Source organism: Sagittula sp. (assembly GCF_052825245.1).
The window spans coordinates 90,222-106,778 of sequence record NZ_JBRBWD010000060.1; the positions used below are offsets into that span (position 1 = coordinate 90,222).

Below are 16,557 nucleotides of genomic sequence, written 5' to 3' on the forward strand. Positions count from 1 at the left end.
TCAGCCGTCCACCACCTGCCGGACGCTGGCGGAGAGCCCGCCGTCGACGATCAGCTCGGTGCCGGTGATGTAGCCCGCCTTGTCGGAGGCGAGGAAGACCGCCGCCTCCGCGATGTCCCAGGCCGAACCCATCCGCCCCATCGGGCATTGCCGGGCACGGGCCGCGCGCATCTCCTGCCCGGACTTGTCGCCATAGCTGTTGGCCAGCGTGACGCCGATGCGCGGCGTGTCGATCAACCCCGCGATGATCGCGTTGACGCGGATGTTCTCGGGGGCCAGTTCCACCGCCAGCGCCCGCGCGAACTGGTTCGCGCCCGCCTTCGTCGCGGAGTAGGCCAGATGCGGGTAACCCACGTTGCGGATCGAGGCGATGGAGGAGGTCACGGTGATGACCCCCCTTCCCTGCGCGCGCATGTGCGGCAGAACTGCCTGCGCCGAGACGTGCAGCGAGGTCAGGTTGGCGTCGCTGATCCGCCGCCAGTCGTCGGGCGTGGTCTGGCCGGACGGCCCGCTTTTGCCCAGCCCCACGTTGCAGTGGAGGATGTCGATGCGGCCATGCCGGTCGGCCACGCCCTGCACCAGACGGACGATGCTGGCGTCGTCCAGAACGTCGACGACCGCCGCCTCGGCGTTGAACCCCTCTTCGCGGATCAGGTCGACCGTCTGCGCCGCCGCGTCCTCGTTGGCGTCGGCGCAGACGACAAGGGCCCCCTCGCGCGCGAGACCCATGCTGATGGCCCGGCCGATCCCGATCCCTTCGGCAATTGCACCGGCGCCGATGACGATGGCCACGCGATCCTTCAGCTGCATGGAGGAGCTCCCTGTCATTTCGCCTCCGCCGAGCGGAGGGCGCTGCGTTTGGCGCGTGTCATGCGCAGTTCCCGGCGCACGCCCACGAACAGCGAGAATGCGGTTATCGCGATGAAGATCCAGCAGATCGGGCTGCGGAAGAAGATGCCGATGTCCTCGGAAATCAGGAACGAGCGCCGCAGGTTGTCCTCGAACAGCGGCCCGAGGATGAAGCCCATCAGGAACGGCGCCGCCGCCATGTTGATCTTCATCATGATGTAGCCCAGCACGCCGAAGGCCAGCATCACGCCCACGTCGAACATCTGGCTTTGCACGGCGTAGCTGCCGAAGACGCAGAACAGCAGGACCACCGGCAGGAGGATGTGGCGCGGGATGTCGGCGATCTTGGCAAAGTAGCGGATCGCCAGCTTGCCGGAACCGAACAGCACGATGGAGCTCAGCATGATGCCGATGAAGATCGCGTAGATGATCGTGATGTTGTCCTGGAACATCAGCGGCCCCGGCGTCAGCCCCTGCAGCATGAAGGCGCCGAGGATCACCGCCGTCACCACGTCGCCCGGGATGCCGAGCGCCAGCAGCGGGATCAGCGTCGCCCCGGCCACGCCATTGTTCCCGGATTCTGAGGCGGCCACGCCCTCGATGTTGCCCTTGCCGAAGGTCTCTGGCGATTTCGACGTGCGCCGCGCCTCGCCGTAGGACAGGAAGGCCGCCGCCGTCGCCCCGGCACCGGGGATGGTGCCGATGATGACGCCGATGAAGCTGCCGCGGATGATCGTCAGCAGGCTGCCCTTGAACTCCTCCATCGTGACGCGGCTGCGGTCGGCAGCCTTGATGGTGTGCGGGGCGATCTTGCGCATGTAGAAGTCGATGACCTCGGGCAGCGCAAAGAGGCCGATCAGCAGCGGGATATAGCTGACCCCTGCCATCAGGTTGAAATTGTCGAAGGTGAACCGCTGCGTGCCGTAGACGAGGTCGAGCCCGATGGTCGAGGTCAGCAGCCCCAGGAGGCCGGAAATCAGGCCCTTGGTCAACGACGATCCGGAGATCGAGATCACCACCGTCAGCGAGAAGCAGATCAGCCAGAAGTACTCCGGCGGGCCGAAGGCCAGCGCCAGCCCGGCAATCAGGCTCGCGAAGAAGATCAGCGACAGGTTCGACAGGAAATCCGCGATGCAGGACGCGTAAAGCGCCATGTTCATCGCCTTGCCCGCCTGCCCCTTCTGCGCCAGCGGGTAGCCGTCGAGCAGCGTGCAGGCGGCGGCGGGCGTGCCGGGCGCGCGGATCAGGATCGCGGTGATCGACCCGCCGAAGACCCCGCCCTTGTAGACCCCCACAAGCAGAAGGATGCCCGTCACCGGGTCGAGGTTGAAGGTGAAGGGCAGCGCCAGCGCCACGGCCATCGTCGCGGTCAGGCCGGGAATGGCCCCGACCGTCACGCCGAGGCAGACGCCGATGGTGATGGCCAGCAGGTTCTGGAAGGTCAGGAAAAGCTGGAACCCGGTTGCGATGTTCTCAAGCATGGGTCACATCCAGTCTTCGAAGATGCCGGCGGGCATGGGCACCTGCGCCACATGCACGAAGAAAAGGTAGATCAGCAGGGGCACCGTTATGCCCACACCCAGCAGGATCAGGGGCCTGCGCTCCCCGCCCATCGCGATCAGCACGATGGTCACGACAATGGAGGTCAACAGCATCCCCAGAGTCTCCGGCACAAGCAGGTAGATCAGCAGCAGCAAACAGAGGGCCAGCAGCCGCGGCTTCCACTGCGCGTGCACGTTCGGGGCGGCCGCGTCCTCGTCGGGAATATGCGCGGCGAACACCGCCTCGAGCAGGTGGACCAGCGCGAACAGCGCGACCCCCGCGGTCAGCACATACGGCAGGAATGCCGGTGACAGCGGCAGATGCTTGACCGACGCGGGCGTCGTCACGCCTGCCGGTATGACGATCGCCGCGAACAGGATGGCCGCGATCAGTGTCAGCGATGCAAAGATGATCTCCCGGCGGCGCCCTTTCCGGGCGTCCGGTCCCTGCGACGTGTCGCTCATTGTCCGCCCCTCCCTATGGCCGACGTATCAGGTCCGCAAAGGCGACCCGACCGGGCCGCCTTTGCAGTATGGCATGTCACTCGACGGTCACGCCCGCCTCGTCGACGACCGTCTTCCAGCTCGACAGTTCGTCCTCGATGAACTTGGCGAACTCCTCCGGGCTGCCGCCTTCGATCTGCGCGCCGCGCGTGTCGGCGAAGGTGACGAAGGACTCGCTGGCAATGACCTCGTCCAGCGCCGTGGACAGCGTTGCCACGATCTCCGGGTCGGTGCCGGCAGGCGCCAGCAGGCCGAACCACGAGCGCGCCGCGAAACCGTCCAGTTCCGGGATGTCGAGTTCATCCAGCGTCGGCACGTCCTGCAGCTTGTCGGACCGCGAGGGCGTCGTCACCGCCAGCGCGCGCAGGGCGCCGGACTGGATCTGCGGCATGGCCGACGGCAGGTTGTCGAACATCACGTCGACGTCGCCCGCCAGCAGCGCGGGCACCGCCTCGCCGCTGCCACGGAAAGGCACGTGCGTCATGTTCGCCCCGGTGCGCGACTTGAACATCTCGCCCGACAGGTGGATCGAGCTGCCGACGCCCGAAGACCCGAAGGTCTTGCCTTCGGCCTTCGCCGCGTCGAGGAACTCTGCCGCCGTCTGGTAGGGGCTTTCCTTGTTCACCACCATGACGTTGGGGATGGTGATGAGCAGCTTGATCGGCGCGAAGTCCGCGACCGCATCGTACTGCAGGTTCTTGTAGACCGCCGGAGCGATGCCGTGCGACGACACCTGCCCCATGAACAGCGTGTAACCGTCGGCCCGCGCCTTGGCCGCCATGGTCGTGCCCAGCGTCGCGCCGGCACCGGGACGGTTTTCGACCGTCACGGTCTCGTCCAGCACCTTGGTCAGACCGTCCGCCACCTGGCGCGCCAGGATGTCGGTGGACCCGCCCGCGCTGTAGGGCACGATGATCGTGATGCGCTTGGTCGGATATTCCTGCGCCTGGGCAACCGTGCCCAGGGCCAGCATCGAGACCGCACCGAGCGCGGCAAGCGTGTGCCTTCTGTTGATGTTCATTTTCATTCTCCTCCTCCAGATTGAATCAGTCTTGTCTTCCGGCCTGCTGCCGATGGCAGTCAGGCCGAACCGATGGTCATGCCGCCGCAGACGTACAGGACCTGCCCCGTCACGAAGCCCGCCCCCTCCGAGCAGAAGAAGCCGACGGCCTCTGCCACGTCCTCCGGGGTGCCGGTGCGCTTGACGGGTACGGTTTCGATGATCTTCTCGGTGCGCGGATCGCCCGGCGGGTTGACCTTGTTGAACAGCTCGGTGGCAATGGGGCCCGGCCCGACCGCGTTCACGGTGATGCCGTGGCGGCCCAGTTCCAGCGCCCATGTCTTTGTCATGCCGTGCAGCCCGGCCTTCGTCGCCGCATAGGCTGTGCGCAGTTCCTTGCCCAGGGCCACCCGGCTCGAGATGTTGACCACACGGCCCAGCCCCGCCGCCTTCATCGACGGCAGCACCGCCTGAAGACAGACCAGCGGCGCGCGCAGGTTGACGGCGGACACCTGGTCGATGGAGGCCGGATCGGTCTCCTCGACAGTGGCCGGCATCACGATGCCCGCGTTGTTCACCAGCCGCGTCACGCGCCGTCCTTCGCAGAAACGGGTCAGCGCGTCGCGCGTCGCATCCACGTCCGAAAGGTCCAGTTCGATGAACGCGTCGGCATGGCCATGCTGGGGCGCGATCCGGTCGACCACCGCAACCGACAGTCCGTCCGCTTTCAGCTTTTCGGCAATCGCCGCGCCGATACCGCGCGCCCCGCCTGTCACGATGGCATGATCCGTCATGGTGTCAGTCTCCGAACGGCATTGCCTTGTCGACCGTCTCCCAGATGAAGCGGCCCGACGGTTTCTGTTGTTCTTCGGCGATATGCGCCACCAGACCCGCCGCGCGGGAGATGACGGCAAAGCCGCGCATGAGCTCGACCGGGATGTCCATGTCACCCAGCAGGGCCGCCGTGGCGCCTGTCGCGTTGATCGTGATGTGCCGCCCGAACTCTGCATCGACGGCCGCCGACAGCTCCAGCAGCGCGTCGATGTGCCGGGTCGAGGCACTCTCGGCCTTGCCGATCTCGATCAGCTTCAGCGCGCGCGGATCGTCGGGACGGTGCAGGTGGTGGCCGAAGCCCGGCAGATGCGCCTTGCGGGCACGATGCTCGCGCACGATCTCTGCCGCGCGGGCCGCCTGCGCCTCGGTGTCGAGGTCCACGAGCTCTGCCAGAAGGCGGGCGTTGTTCTCGATCGTGCCGACGAACTGGCTGCCCACGGCCAGAAGACCCGCAGCCACAGCCCCCTGCAGGTTCTCCGGCGCCGACATGTAGATCGACCGCGTGGCAATGGCGCTAGGCGTCAGGCCATGCTCCATCATCACGATCAGAATGGCGTGCATCACCCGCTGCTGCGCGGGCGTCACCTCGCGCCCGAGGATGTGGCTCATCATCACCGAGACGAAGTCCGCCTGACCCGACAGCAGGTCGTCGACGAGATTGCGGTCGCGGTAGAAGATTTCTGTGTCCGTGTAACGGCACAAGGACGTGGTCGGCGCCTGCGTGGGCATGGTCATCCCTCCTTCACTGCAACCGCCATCTCGGCGAGATGTTGTTCGGCGAGTTGCGATTTCTGTAGTTTTCCGATGGCGTTGCGCGGCAGATCCGCCATGAAGCGCACCGACTTCGGCGTCTTCACCGGCCCCAGCCGCTCCCGGACGAAGGCGATGATCTCTTTCCCGGACACCTGCGACCCGTCGCGCACCTGAACCGCGGCATGCACGGCCTCGCCCCACTTGTCGTCGGGCACGCCGAAGACGGCGCAATCGACGATGTCGGGGTGTTCGCCCATCACCGTCTCGACGTCGGCGGGATAGACGTTGAACCCGCCGGTGATGATCATCTCCTTGGCGCGGCCGCGGATGTAGACGTAGCCGTCCGCGTCCTTCATCCCGAGGTCGCCGGTGTGCAGCCAGCCGTCCTTCAGCGCCTTCTCGGTCGCCTCGGGCTGGTCCCAGTAACCGGTCATCAGAAGGTCGCCGCGAATGACGATCTCCCCGGTCTCGCCGGTGGGCAGGATCTGCCCGTCAGGGCCCATCATCTCGACCCGCGACAGCAGCGTCTCGCGCCCGACGGATGTGCGTTTCTCCGGATCGGCCAGTTCCCGGGCCGAGATCATCGTGGCAATTTGCGGCGCTTCGGTCTGGCCGTAGGTCGACGCGAGGCACGGGCCAAAGATCTCTTGCGCACGGCCGATGGCCTCGGGCCGCATCGGACCCGCGCCATAGATTAGGTTCTTCAGATGCGCGTAATCCGCATCGCGCACGTTCGGCTGCTCCATCAGCATGTAGAGCACGGTAGGCGGCACGAAGGTCGTGGTGATTCGTTCCGCCTGCAGGAACTGCAGCGTCTGTTCCGGGCGCGGGCGATCCAGCAGCACCAGTGTGCCGCCGGTCGCCAGCGTCGGCAGAATGTAGGTCGAGGTGCCATGCGTGATCGGCGCCGCGGCAAGGTAGCGCTGCCCCTCGCCCAGCGACCATGCGGCGATCTGGATGGCGATGTTGGTGTTCCACGCCCGGTAGGGCTGCATGACGCCCTTGGGGCGCCCGGTGGTCCCGCCGGTGAACTTGATGGCCTGCGTCGCCGACAGCGGCAGGTTGCCCGCCTTAGGCGCCTGCCCGGCATGGGTTCGGCACAGCGCCGCCGTCGTGTCGGTCTTGTCCGACCGCGCGTCGGCCATCACGAACCGCGCCTGCGCGCCGGACAGCTTCTGCGCCGTCTCCGGCTGCACGATGACGATGCTTGCCCGGGTGAATTCCACCGACCTCAGCAATTCCTCCTGCGCGTTCATCGGCTGGAGCGGAACCCAGACCTTGCCCGCCGCCAGAACCGCAAGCCACGCCACGAGGTGCTCGACCGTGTTGTAGCAACAGATGCCGACCCGCGAGCCGAACTCCGGATCGATGGCCTGCAGCCCCGCCGCCAGGGCTTGCACCCGGTCGTGCAGGTCGCTGTAGGTGACGACCTCGCCGCCGCATTCGACCGCGACATGATCCGGCCAGAGGCGCGCCGCACGGTCGAAGAAATGGATGGGATACATGGATCTTCCCTCAGGTCTTGAAGCCGGCGCGCTCCAGCGCGTCCGTCATTATGGAAACGACTTCCTTGCGCCGCTGCCCGCCCAGCCGCGTCTTCAGCGCAGAGACGGACACCCCGGCCAGCAAGGTGTCGGACGCGTCGAAGACCGCGACGGCAATCGCGCTGACGCCCGCAATGATCATCGAGTTGTTCACGAGGTACCGGTGGCTCTGCCAGTGGGCGACCATGCGGCGCACCTCTGCCGTGGTCAGTTCGCCGTAGCGGCCATAGACCTCCCGGTGCGACGCGATCAGCCTGTCCCGCCGGTCCTGCGGCATGGCGGCCAGGATCGCCGCGCTGCCCGCCCCCACGCCCAAGGGACGCCGGGACCCAACGTGCAAAGTGTTCGCCGAGATCGGGTAGGAGCCGGTCGCCGTGTCGATGCAGATCGCCTCGTCCCCGAAGGGCACGGTCAGATAGACCGTGTCGCCCGACACCGCCGCGACTTCCTCCACCACGGGGCGCAGGTTCATTCGCAGGCTGTCGAACTGGCGCGGCGAACCGGGCGCCCCGGCCAGATCGAACAGCCCGATGCCCAGCGTGTAGATCTTCGAATACGGGTCGAAACTCAGGAGCCCGCCATCCACCAGCCCCTGCAGCAGCCGCCGCGCGGTGGCCGTCGTCAGGTCGGCCTTGCGCGCGATCGTCGACAGGTTGACCCCGGTCGCATTGCGCTCCGCGACGATCGGCAAAAGCCGTATGGCCTTCGCAAGCGACGTCTCGGATCCCCGACTGGTTTCGTTCTCGTCCTGCACGTTTCCTCCCCTGCGTGTCCGGTGACTTCGGGCACGTGTCAGGGGGAGTCATGCTTGCCGGCATGTCGCGATGCAAACTTTTTATGTCGAAATGCAATCTTTTCTTATCGATATACGATAAACTTATCACTTACATACTGTTATAAATATACTTTTTATGCAGGAATTTTCGGCCCAGATTATCGCAGCTTCCCAAGGATTGCGCGGAACCGTTGGCTTGCAGCAAGGCATGGCGCGGACCAGTCGCAGCCTTGTAACCCACCGAAATCGAAACAGGCCTGCGCCCCGGCCACGACCGGACCAGCAAGTTCGCGATTGCCCAGCTGGTCGAGAAGGCCGACAGGCGGACAGCATGGGAGTTTCTGGAGTACCTTCTGGAGGCCGTTCCTTACCGCATCCACACGATCCTGACCGAGCGAGCCAGCGAGGCGCCATCGGTCCGGGCCCGATGGCGAGCGGCATCCAGTTCGCCGAACAGCCGCGCAACCGGAACACCGCCTTTTCTCGGCAAATGCGCTTCGACATGATCTGCGAAGCCAATGGGATCGAATACCGGCTGACAAAACCCAATCATCCATGGACCAACGGCCAGGTCGAGCGGATGAACCGGTCGATCAAAGACGCCACCGTCAAACTCTACCACTACGGCAGCCACGATCAGCTTCGCAGCCACCTCGCCGACTTCTTGAATGCCTACAACTTCGCTCGTCGGCTCAAACCACTCAGCGGGCTCACGCCCTACGAATACAACTGCAAAATCTGGACTTCAGAACCGAACATAATCATTGTCGATCCGATCCACCAGACGCCGGGACAGAACGACTAGGCTGGTCGGCGCGTGGGACTTTGGCAGCGGGAGCGGCTGAGGGGGCGTCTGTGCGACCCTCTCGCATTTGCCTGATTGGGCCTGACCGCTCCGACTGCCGCCCCCCGGTTCGGAACCCCATCCGCTCGGCTGACGTTTTACCGAAGGAGGTGGCTACATGACAGGATTGCGTTCGAGGCTTTTGACCAAGCCCATTCACGCTTGGGCGAAGGGGGTTCTGCCGGCCTTGTCCCAGACCGAAAGCGAGGCGCTCAACGCCGGGGAAGTCTGGTGGGAGGCCGAGCTTTTCTCGGGAAATCCGGACTGGTCCAAGCTCCTCGCCGTCAAGCCGCCGACGCTCAGCGCAGAGGAGCAGGCCTTCCTCGACGGGCCCTGCCGTGACCTGTGCCGCATGATCAGCGACTGGAAGATCAACCACAACGACGCCGACCTGCCGCCCGAGGTCTGGGCCTTCCTGCGAGAGCAGGGCTTCTTCGGCATGATCATCCCCAAGGCGCACGGCGGACTGGGGTTTTCGGCCTTCGCGCATTCCGAGATCATCCGCTTCATCTCTACCCGCTCGGTCGCCACGGCGGTCACGGTCATGGTGCCTAATTCGCTTGGACCCGGCGAGTTGATCCACCAGTTCGGCACCGACGCGCAAAAGGAGCACTGGCTGCCGCGCCTCGCCGACGGGCGCGAACTTCCGGCCTTCGGACTGACCAGCGCCGAAGCGGGCTCCGACGCCTCGGCGATGGTGGACGAAGGGGTTATCTGCAAGGGTGAGTGGCAGGGCGAAGAGGTGCTCGGGATCCGGCTCAACTGGGCCAAGCGCTACATCACGCTGGCGCCGGTCTGCACCGTGCTGGGCCTTGCCTTCAAGCTGCGCGACCCCGACGGGCTGCTGGGAGAGGCCGAGGACATCGGCATCACCTGCGCCCTCGTCCCCACCGATCTGGAGGGGGTGGAGACCGGACGGCGGCACCTGCCCTCCTCTACCATGTTCATGAACGGGCCGACCACCGGCAAGGACGTGTTCATCCCGCTGGAGAACATCATCGGCGGGCCGGACTATGCCGGGCGCGGCTGGATGATGCTGATGTCCGCGCTCGCCGCCGGGCGCGGCATCTCGCTGCCCTCGATGGGCTGTGCCGCCATCGCCCTTTCGGCGCATACGACCGGCGCCTATGCCCGCATCCGCCAGCAGTTCAACCTGCCGATCGGCAAGTTCGGCGGCATCCAGAAGCCGATGGCAGAGCTTGCCGCCGATTCCTACGCCATGGACGGTGCCCGCCGCCTCACCTGCGCCGGGCTCGACGAGGGCCGCGCGCTCTCGGTGATCTCGGCGATCATGAAGGCCCATGCCACCTACCGGATGCGCGACGCGCTGAACCACGCGATGGACGTGCACTCCGGCAAGGCGGTGATCGACGGGCCCTCGAACTACCTGCTGCCGCTCTACCGCGCCGTCCCCATCGGCATCACCGTGGAAGGGGCGAACATCGTCACCCGCTCTCTGATAATCTTCGGGCAGGGCTCGATCCGGGCGCATCCGCATATGCTCGACAACATGATGGCATTGCAGCAGCCCGACCCCGAGAAATCGCTTGAGGCCTTCGACAAGAGCTTCTGGGCCCATGTGGGCCACACCACCCGGACGCTGTTCCGGGCGTGGGGCCGGGCGCTGACCGGCGGACGCTTTGCCCCCGCCCCCGACGCGGGCGCCGCCGCCCCGATCTACCGCGAGTTGTCGCGCTGGTCGGCGGCCTATGCGCTGACGGCGGATTTCGCCTTCCTCACGCTGGGCGGCGCGCTCAAGCGCAAGGAGATGATCTCGGGCCGGATGGGCGACATCCTGTCGGAGATGTACATCCTCTCCGCCGCGCTGAAACGCTGGGAGGACGAAGGCCGTCAGGAGGCAGACCTGCCCGCGCTGCGCTATGCCGCCGCCGAAGGGTTCAAGCGCATCCAGATCGCGCTGGACGAGGTGATCGCAAACCTGCCCGCCCGCTGGGCGGCTTGGGTGCTGCGGGTCTTCACCTGGCCCGGATCGCCGCGCCGGGGGGCCGACGACCAGCTGACCGAAGAGGTGAGCGCGCTGATCTACGAGCCCTCCGAGGCGCGCGACCGGATCACCGGCCGCGTCTTCGAAGGCTGCGACCGTGACGGCGTTCAGGTGCTGAACCAGTGTTACGCCAAGGTGGTCGAAATGGCCCCGGTGATGAAACGGCTGCGCGATGCACGCAAGACGCCGCAGGAAGCGCTCGAGGCGGGCATCCTCAGCGAGGCCGAACTGGCCGAGATCGCCGCCATGCAAGCGCTGGTGGACGAGGTGGTGGCCGTCGACGACTTCACCCCCGAGGCGCTGTCCGACCTCTTCCCGAACCGTGCCACAAACCGCGATGCCACCCGCGACACCAACCGGGGCGACACCCCGCGCGAGGCCGCGGAATGAGCCCCGATGCAAGCCAACGCGTGTTCCTCGTCGACGGCGCGCGCACGCCCTTCCTCAAGGCCCGCAGCGGCCCCGGCCCCTTCACGCCCGTCGATCTGGCGGTGCAATGTGGTCGCCCGCTGCTGGCGCGCCAGCCCTTCGACCGCACCGCCTTCGATCTGGTGATCCTCGGCTGCGTGAACGTCATCGCCGACGAAATGAACCCCGCGCGCGTCGCAGCGCTGCGGTTGGGTCTGGGCGAGCAGACGGTGGCCTTCACCGTGCAGATCAACTGCGGCTCGGGGATGCAGAGCATCGACACCGCCTACCGCTACATCCGCGACGGCTCTCACCAGATGATCCTCGCGGGCGGGGCCGAGGCCCTCAGTCATTCGCCGCTGGTGCTGCGCCAGTCCGCCGTCGAGTGGTTCGGCAGGATGAGCACCGCTAAGGGCCCGCTCGATCAGGCCAAGGCGCTGGCGGGGATCCGACCCGAGTTCTTCAAGCCCGTCATCGGGCTGGAACGCGGCCTGACCGACCCGATCACCGAACTGAACATGGGGCAGACCGCCGAGGTTCTGGCCCACCGCTTCGGCATCACCCGTGAAACCGCCGACACCTACGCCATGCAAAGCCACCACCGTCTCGCCGCCGCCCAGACCGAAGGGCGGCTGGCCGACGAGGTGATGCCCGCCATCGACCGCGACGGCACCGTCTACGACCACGATGACGGCGTGCGGCCCGACAGCGACATGGCCGGGCTCGCCAAGCTTAACCCGGTCTTCGAAAAGCCCTACGGCAAGGTGACGGCGGGCAATTCGAGCCAGATCACCGATGGCGCGAGCTGGTGCATCCTCGCCTCCGAGCGGGCGGTGGAGGCCCACGGCCTGACCCCGCTGGCCGAGATCAAGGACAGCGAATGGGCCGGGCTCGACCCTTCGATCATGGGTCTTGGTCCGGTGCTGTCCACCGCCCCCATCGCGCAACGCCACGGGCTGGGGGCCGAGGATATCGACCTTTGGGAATTGAACGAGGCCTTTGCCGCGCAGGTGCTGTCCTGCCTCGCCGCTTGGGCGGACGACGATTTCTGCCGCGAGGTGCTGGGCTATGACACCGCCTTCGGGCGGATCGACCGCGACAGCCTGAACATCGACGGCGGGGCGATCTCGCTTGGCCACCCGGTGGGCACCAGCGGCAACCGCATCGTGCTGCATCTGGCCAACGCCATGAAGGCGCGCGGCGCCCGGCGCGGCATCGCCACCGAATGCATCGGCGGCGGGCTGGGCGGCGCCATGCTGCTGGAGGCTGTGCAATGACCGGACACGTGCTTGAATTCCTGGGCGAAACGAAGCTGGAGCTTGGCGGCGCCACCCGCCGCGAGGGCAACTGGCGCGCGGGTCGCGACGGCGACGGTGTCCTCTGGCTGGCGCTCGACAAGGCCGACAGCGGCACGAACACCATCTCCGAGGAGGTCATCCGCGAGCTGGAGGGCCATGTCGCCGCCGCCGAGGCGGACCTGCCCAAGGCACTGGTGATCCGTTCGGCGAAACCCGGAGGCTTTGCCGCCGGGGCCGATATCGCAAGCTTCGACGCCCTGTCCGACGGCGGCGCGGAGGAGATGCTGAAGCAGGGGCACGCCGTTCTCGACCGGATCGAGGCGCTGAATTGCCCGACGATCTGCGTCGTCCACGGCGCGGCATTGGGCGCGGGCTTCGAACTGGCGCTGGCCTGCGACACCCGCATCGCCACGCCGGGCGCCTCCTTCGGCTTTCCCGAGGTGCTGCTTGGCCTGCATCCGGGTCTCGGGGGCACCGTCCGCCTGCCCGCGCTGATCGACCCGACCGAGGCGATGACGCTGATGCTGACCGGCAAAACCGCGCATACGAAGAAGGCAAAGTCGCTCGGTATCGTTGATGCGGTGGTGGAGGAACGTCATGTCGCGGCCGCCGTTCTGGCCGCCGCGCAGGGTCAGATCACCCCGCCCGCGCCGGGGCTGAAAGCGCGCGCCTTCGGCTTCGATCAGGCGCGCAGCCTCGCCGCGCGGCAGATGCGCAGCCAGACCGAGAAGAAGGCGCCCAAGGCGCATTACCCCGCCCCGCACGCGCTGATCGACCTGTGGGAAGAGCATGGGGACGACCCGGCCGGGATGCAGAAGGCCGAGATCGCCTCCTTCGCGCGGCTTCTCGACAACGAGACCTCGAAGAACCTGCGCCGCGTGTTCTTCCTGCGCCAGGGCCTGAAGGGCGCAGGCGATGGCGAGGACGGCATCGCGCATGTCCATGTGATCGGGGCCGGTGCGATGGGCGCCGAGATCGCCGCGATGGCAGCAATCAAGGGCAAGCGGGTGACGCTGGGCGATGTCGAGACCGCGCCGTTGGGCAAGGCCCTGAAGCTGGCGGCCAAGATCTGCGACGACAAGCATCTGAGCCGCATCGAGACCCGCGACGCGCTCGACCGGCTGATGCCCGACCCGAAGGGCTACGGCCTCGCCAGCGCCGATCTCGTGATCGAAGCCGCGCCGGAAGACCTCGACGTGAAAAAGAAGGTCTACGACAGCCTGACGCTCAAACCCGGCGCGATCCTCGCCAGCAACACCTCAAGCCTGTCGGTCGATACGCTTGCGGCGCAGGTGGCCGACAAGGCGCGCTTTGCCGGGCTGCATTTCTTCAACCCGGTCTCGAAGGTCGATCTGGTCGAAGTGGTCCGCAGCAGCGCCACCGAGGACGACACCGTCCGCCGCCTTGCGGCCTTCTGCGTCTCCATCGGCAAGCTGCCCGCCCGCGTGGCCGACTATCCGGGCTTCGTCGTCAACCGCGCGCTCACGCCCTACCTGATGGAGGCGATGGTGCTGATGGACGAGGGCGTTCCGAAAGAAGTGATCGACAGTGCCGCGCTGCGCTTCGGCATGCCGATGGGGCCGGTGACGCTGGCCGATCAGGTCGGCCTCGACATCGGATTGCACGTGGCCGAGTCGCTGCGCGACAGCCTCGACAAGCCGATAGCCGAGATCTCCGACAGCCTGCGCGCCAAGGTGGCGGCCGGGGAGTTGGGCAAGAAGACCGGTCAGGGTTTCTACGACTGGTCGGAGGGCACGCCCCACCCCGATGCCAGTCTCGACGACGCCCCCGACGACCTGACCGACCGCCTGATCCTGCCCATGCTCGACGCCTGCGTCGAAGTCCTGCGCAAGGGGGTGGCCGAAAGCGCCGATCAGATGGATGGCGCCATGATCTTCGCGACCGGCTTCGCACCGTTCCGCGGCGGGCCGATGCACTATGCGAAGACCCGGGGGCGCGACGAGATCGTCGCCCGGCTGAAAGAGCTGGAAGAGGCGCATGGACCACGCTTCGCCCCGGATGAAGGCTGGTCCACCCTTGGCTGAGGGCGGGCCGCGCTTCACCGACGCCGATGCGATGGCCCGCGCCATCTTCGACAGGGTCGGCGGTGAAGTGCGGCTGGCCCTGCCGCTCGGCCTCGGCAAGCCGGTCACGCTGGTCAACGCCCTGACCCGCGCCGCCGTGGACGATCCGGGGCTGAGGCTGTCGATCTTCACCGCGCTCACCCTGCGCCGCCCAGACCCCGGCTCTGACATGGAGCGCCGCTTTCTCGAGCCGGCGATGGACAGGCTCTTCGGGCGCTACCCCGCGCTGCTCTATGCCGAGCTGATCGAGGGGGACGGCTTGCCGGAGAACATCGAGGTCTCGGAGTTCTTCTTTCAGGCTGGCACATGGCTCGGCAACGACTACGCCCAGCGCCAGTACATCTCGGCCAATTACACCCACGCCCGCGACGTGCTGATTGCGCAGCGGCCCAACGTGCTGGCGCAACTGCTCGCACGGGAGGGCGACCGCTTCAGCCTGTCGTGCAACACCGACATCTCCGCCGACCTTTTCGAATTGCGCCGCATTGGAGAGATGGACTTCGTCGCCGTGGGCGAGGTCAACGACGCGCTGCCTTTCATGCCGGGGCCTGCCGAACTGACGCCGGAGGCGGTGCAGATGCTGCTCGAGCCCGCCGAACCCTTCGAGCTCTTCTCGGTGCCGCGCCGCCCGGTCTCCGACAGCCAGCACGCCATCGGCCTGCATGTCTCGCGGCTGGTGCCCGACGGCGGCACCCTTCAGATCGGGATCGGCGCCATCGGCGATGCGGTCGCAAACGCGCTGCTCGCCCGGGATCGCAGCGCGCTTGGCCCGCTGTGGGACGCGGCCCCGATGCCGCTGACCGGCGCGGAAACCGAGCCCTTCGACACCGGGCTTTATGGCGTCACCGAAATGCTCGTCGGCGGGATGCTGGCCCTTTTCGAACAGGGCGTTCTCCGCCGCGAGGTGGACGGCGCCGCCATCCACGCCGGGTTCTTCGTCGATGCGCGCGACATGTACGAGCGCCTGCGCGCGATGCCGACCGGGCAGCGGGCGAAGATCGCGATGATGCCGGTCAGCTTCACCAATGCACTCTACGGCGACGAGGCGGCCAAGCGCGCCGCGCGGTGCCATGCGCGCTTTGTCAACGGTTGCATGCAGGTCAGCCTGCTGGGGGACGCGATGTCCGACGCGGCCACGCCCGGGCAGGTGGTCAGCGGCGTGGGCGGGCAGTTCAACTTCTTCGAGCAGGCCTTCGCGCTTGAGGACGGCCACGCCATCCTGACCCTGCCCGCCACCCGTCACAGCAAGGGCAAGGTCACTTCCAACCTCGTCTGGCAGCTTCCCGTCACGACCGTGCCCCGCCACATGCGCGACATCGTGGTCACGGAATATGGCGCGGCACACCTGCGCGGCCAGACCGATGAAGAGGTGATCAAGCGGCTGCTCGCGATCGCCGACAGCCGGTTTCAGGACGGCCTGCTGGAAGAGGCCAAGACCGCAGGCAAGATCGACGCGGGATACGAGATTCCGGCAGCGCAGCGACACAACACGCCCGAGGCGATTGCCCGCTGGCTCGGCGCCTTTCGCGAGACGGTTCTACCCGACTTCCCACTCGGCACCGATTTCAACACGGTCGAGAAGCAGCTTCTCCCGGCGCTGTCGGCGCTCGGCAAGGCCGCAGGAAACACCCGCACGCTCCTCGGGCTTGTTTGGGCCTCGGTGACCCAGCCCCCGCATCCTGCCGAAGGCGAGGCGATGGAGCGTATGGGCTTCGAGCCCACCCCCCGGCTCACCGAGCCGCTTCAGGCACGGGCCTTGCGCGGTGCGTTGCGGACAAGCACCGGCGTGCGGTATGACCGGGCTTCATCGGCAGGGAGATCCGCGACGTAGGGCGGTCCCGAGCGCTGGACTGGAGTGGGAGGTTCATGGTCCAGACCAACCCTGCATGGGGCCGCTCGTGATCGTCACAGAACTGCGCCACACATGGACAAGGGACCCATTAAGTCTGCAATTGACACCATCGCCTAACAACAGATCCAACCCGCGCTAAACGCGCATCTCGGCAAGTCGCATGATCAGCCTGAAGAGAATGCCGGCGCTCCAGCCGAATTTCATGCGCGTCGGCACAGTATCTGCAAGTTCGGGATAGCCAGGCGGGCGCGAAATCGCCTTTGTTC

At 66.7% G+C, this 16,557-nt stretch carries 12 protein-coding genes and 1 pseudogene; 5 read left to right on the plus strand and 8 right to left on the minus strand.

The features are described from left to right. From ACU0DV_RS24205 to ACU0DV_RS24240, 8 genes are all read right to left on the minus strand, one after another. Positions 1-810: an SDR family NAD(P)-dependent oxidoreductase gene (locus ACU0DV_RS24205; protein WP_446240630.1), complete on the minus strand. Its 810-nt coding sequence runs from the start codon at positions 808-810 to the stop codon at positions 1-3. 14 nt (positions 811-824) lie between these two features. Continuing rightward, on the minus strand, positions 825-2,330 hold the full coding sequence (locus ACU0DV_RS24210) for a tripartite tricarboxylate transporter permease (protein WP_100929491.1): 1,506 nt from the start codon (positions 2,328-2,330) through the stop codon (positions 825-827). Between the two features lie 3 nt (positions 2,331-2,333). After that, positions 2,334-2,855 carry a tripartite tricarboxylate transporter TctB family protein gene (locus tag ACU0DV_RS24215; RefSeq protein WP_446240629.1) on the minus strand — a complete coding sequence of 174 codons (522 nt, stop codon included), beginning with the start codon at positions 2,853-2,855 and terminating at the stop codon, positions 2,334-2,336. Between the two features lie 76 nt (positions 2,856-2,931). Further along, the gene (locus ACU0DV_RS24220) at positions 2,932-3,915 is read right to left on the minus strand and encodes a Bug family tripartite tricarboxylate transporter substrate binding protein (RefSeq protein WP_100929489.1); all 984 of its coding nucleotides are present in this window, start codon (positions 3,913-3,915) and stop codon (positions 2,932-2,934) included. A 59-nt stretch (positions 3,916-3,974) separates the two neighbouring features. After that, positions 3,975-4,688, minus strand: a complete 714-nt coding sequence (locus ACU0DV_RS24225) for an SDR family NAD(P)-dependent oxidoreductase (protein ID WP_446240628.1) — start codon at positions 4,686-4,688, stop codon at positions 3,975-3,977. Between the two features lie 4 nt (positions 4,689-4,692). After that, a complete protein-coding gene (locus ACU0DV_RS24230; protein ID WP_446240627.1) occupies positions 4,693-5,457 on the minus strand; it encodes a citryl-CoA lyase in 765 nt (254 codons plus the stop codon). Positions 5,458-5,459: 2 nt separating this feature from the next. After that, the gene (locus tag ACU0DV_RS24235; RefSeq protein ID WP_446240626.1) at positions 5,460-6,986 is read right to left on the minus strand and encodes a class I adenylate-forming enzyme family protein; all 1,527 of its coding nucleotides are present in this window, start codon (positions 6,984-6,986) and stop codon (positions 5,460-5,462) included. 10 nt (positions 6,987-6,996) lie between these two features. After that, complete coding sequence (locus ACU0DV_RS24240) at positions 6,997-7,779, minus strand: IclR family transcriptional regulator (protein ID WP_283981015.1); 783 nt, start codon at positions 7,777-7,779, stop codon at positions 6,997-6,999. Between the two features lie 293 nt (positions 7,780-8,072). Here ACU0DV_RS24240 and ACU0DV_RS24245 point away from each other — a divergent pair. The 5 genes and pseudogenes from ACU0DV_RS24245 to ACU0DV_RS24265 all read left to right on the plus strand — a co-directional run. Next, positions 8,073-8,605 (plus strand): annotated as a pseudogene (locus ACU0DV_RS24245) (integrase core domain-containing protein); the annotation flags it as partial. 157 nt (positions 8,606-8,762) lie between these two features. Beyond that, the gene (locus tag ACU0DV_RS24250) at positions 8,763-11,039 is read left to right on the plus strand and encodes an acyl-CoA dehydrogenase (protein ID WP_446240625.1); all 2,277 of its coding nucleotides are present in this window, start codon (positions 8,763-8,765) and stop codon (positions 11,037-11,039) included. Beyond that, positions 11,036-12,334 (plus strand): acetyl-CoA C-acetyltransferase, encoded by a 1,299-nt coding sequence (locus ACU0DV_RS24255; protein ID WP_446240624.1) that lies wholly within the window; start codon positions 11,036-11,038, stop codon positions 12,332-12,334. Before ACU0DV_RS24250 ends, ACU0DV_RS24255 begins: the two co-directional genes overlap by 4 nt. Continuing rightward, on the plus strand, positions 12,331-14,400 hold the full coding sequence (locus ACU0DV_RS24260; RefSeq protein ID WP_446240623.1) for a 3-hydroxyacyl-CoA dehydrogenase NAD-binding domain-containing protein: 2,070 nt from the start codon (positions 12,331-12,333) through the stop codon (positions 14,398-14,400). Before ACU0DV_RS24255 ends, ACU0DV_RS24260 begins: the two co-directional genes overlap by 4 nt. Further along, on the plus strand, positions 14,354-16,270 hold the full coding sequence (locus tag ACU0DV_RS24265) for an acetyl-CoA hydrolase/transferase C-terminal domain-containing protein (protein WP_446240622.1): 1,917 nt from the start codon (positions 14,354-14,356) through the stop codon (positions 16,268-16,270). The genes ACU0DV_RS24260 and ACU0DV_RS24265 overlap by 47 nt, the downstream gene beginning before the upstream one ends. Positions 16,271-16,557 lie beyond the last annotated feature (287 nt).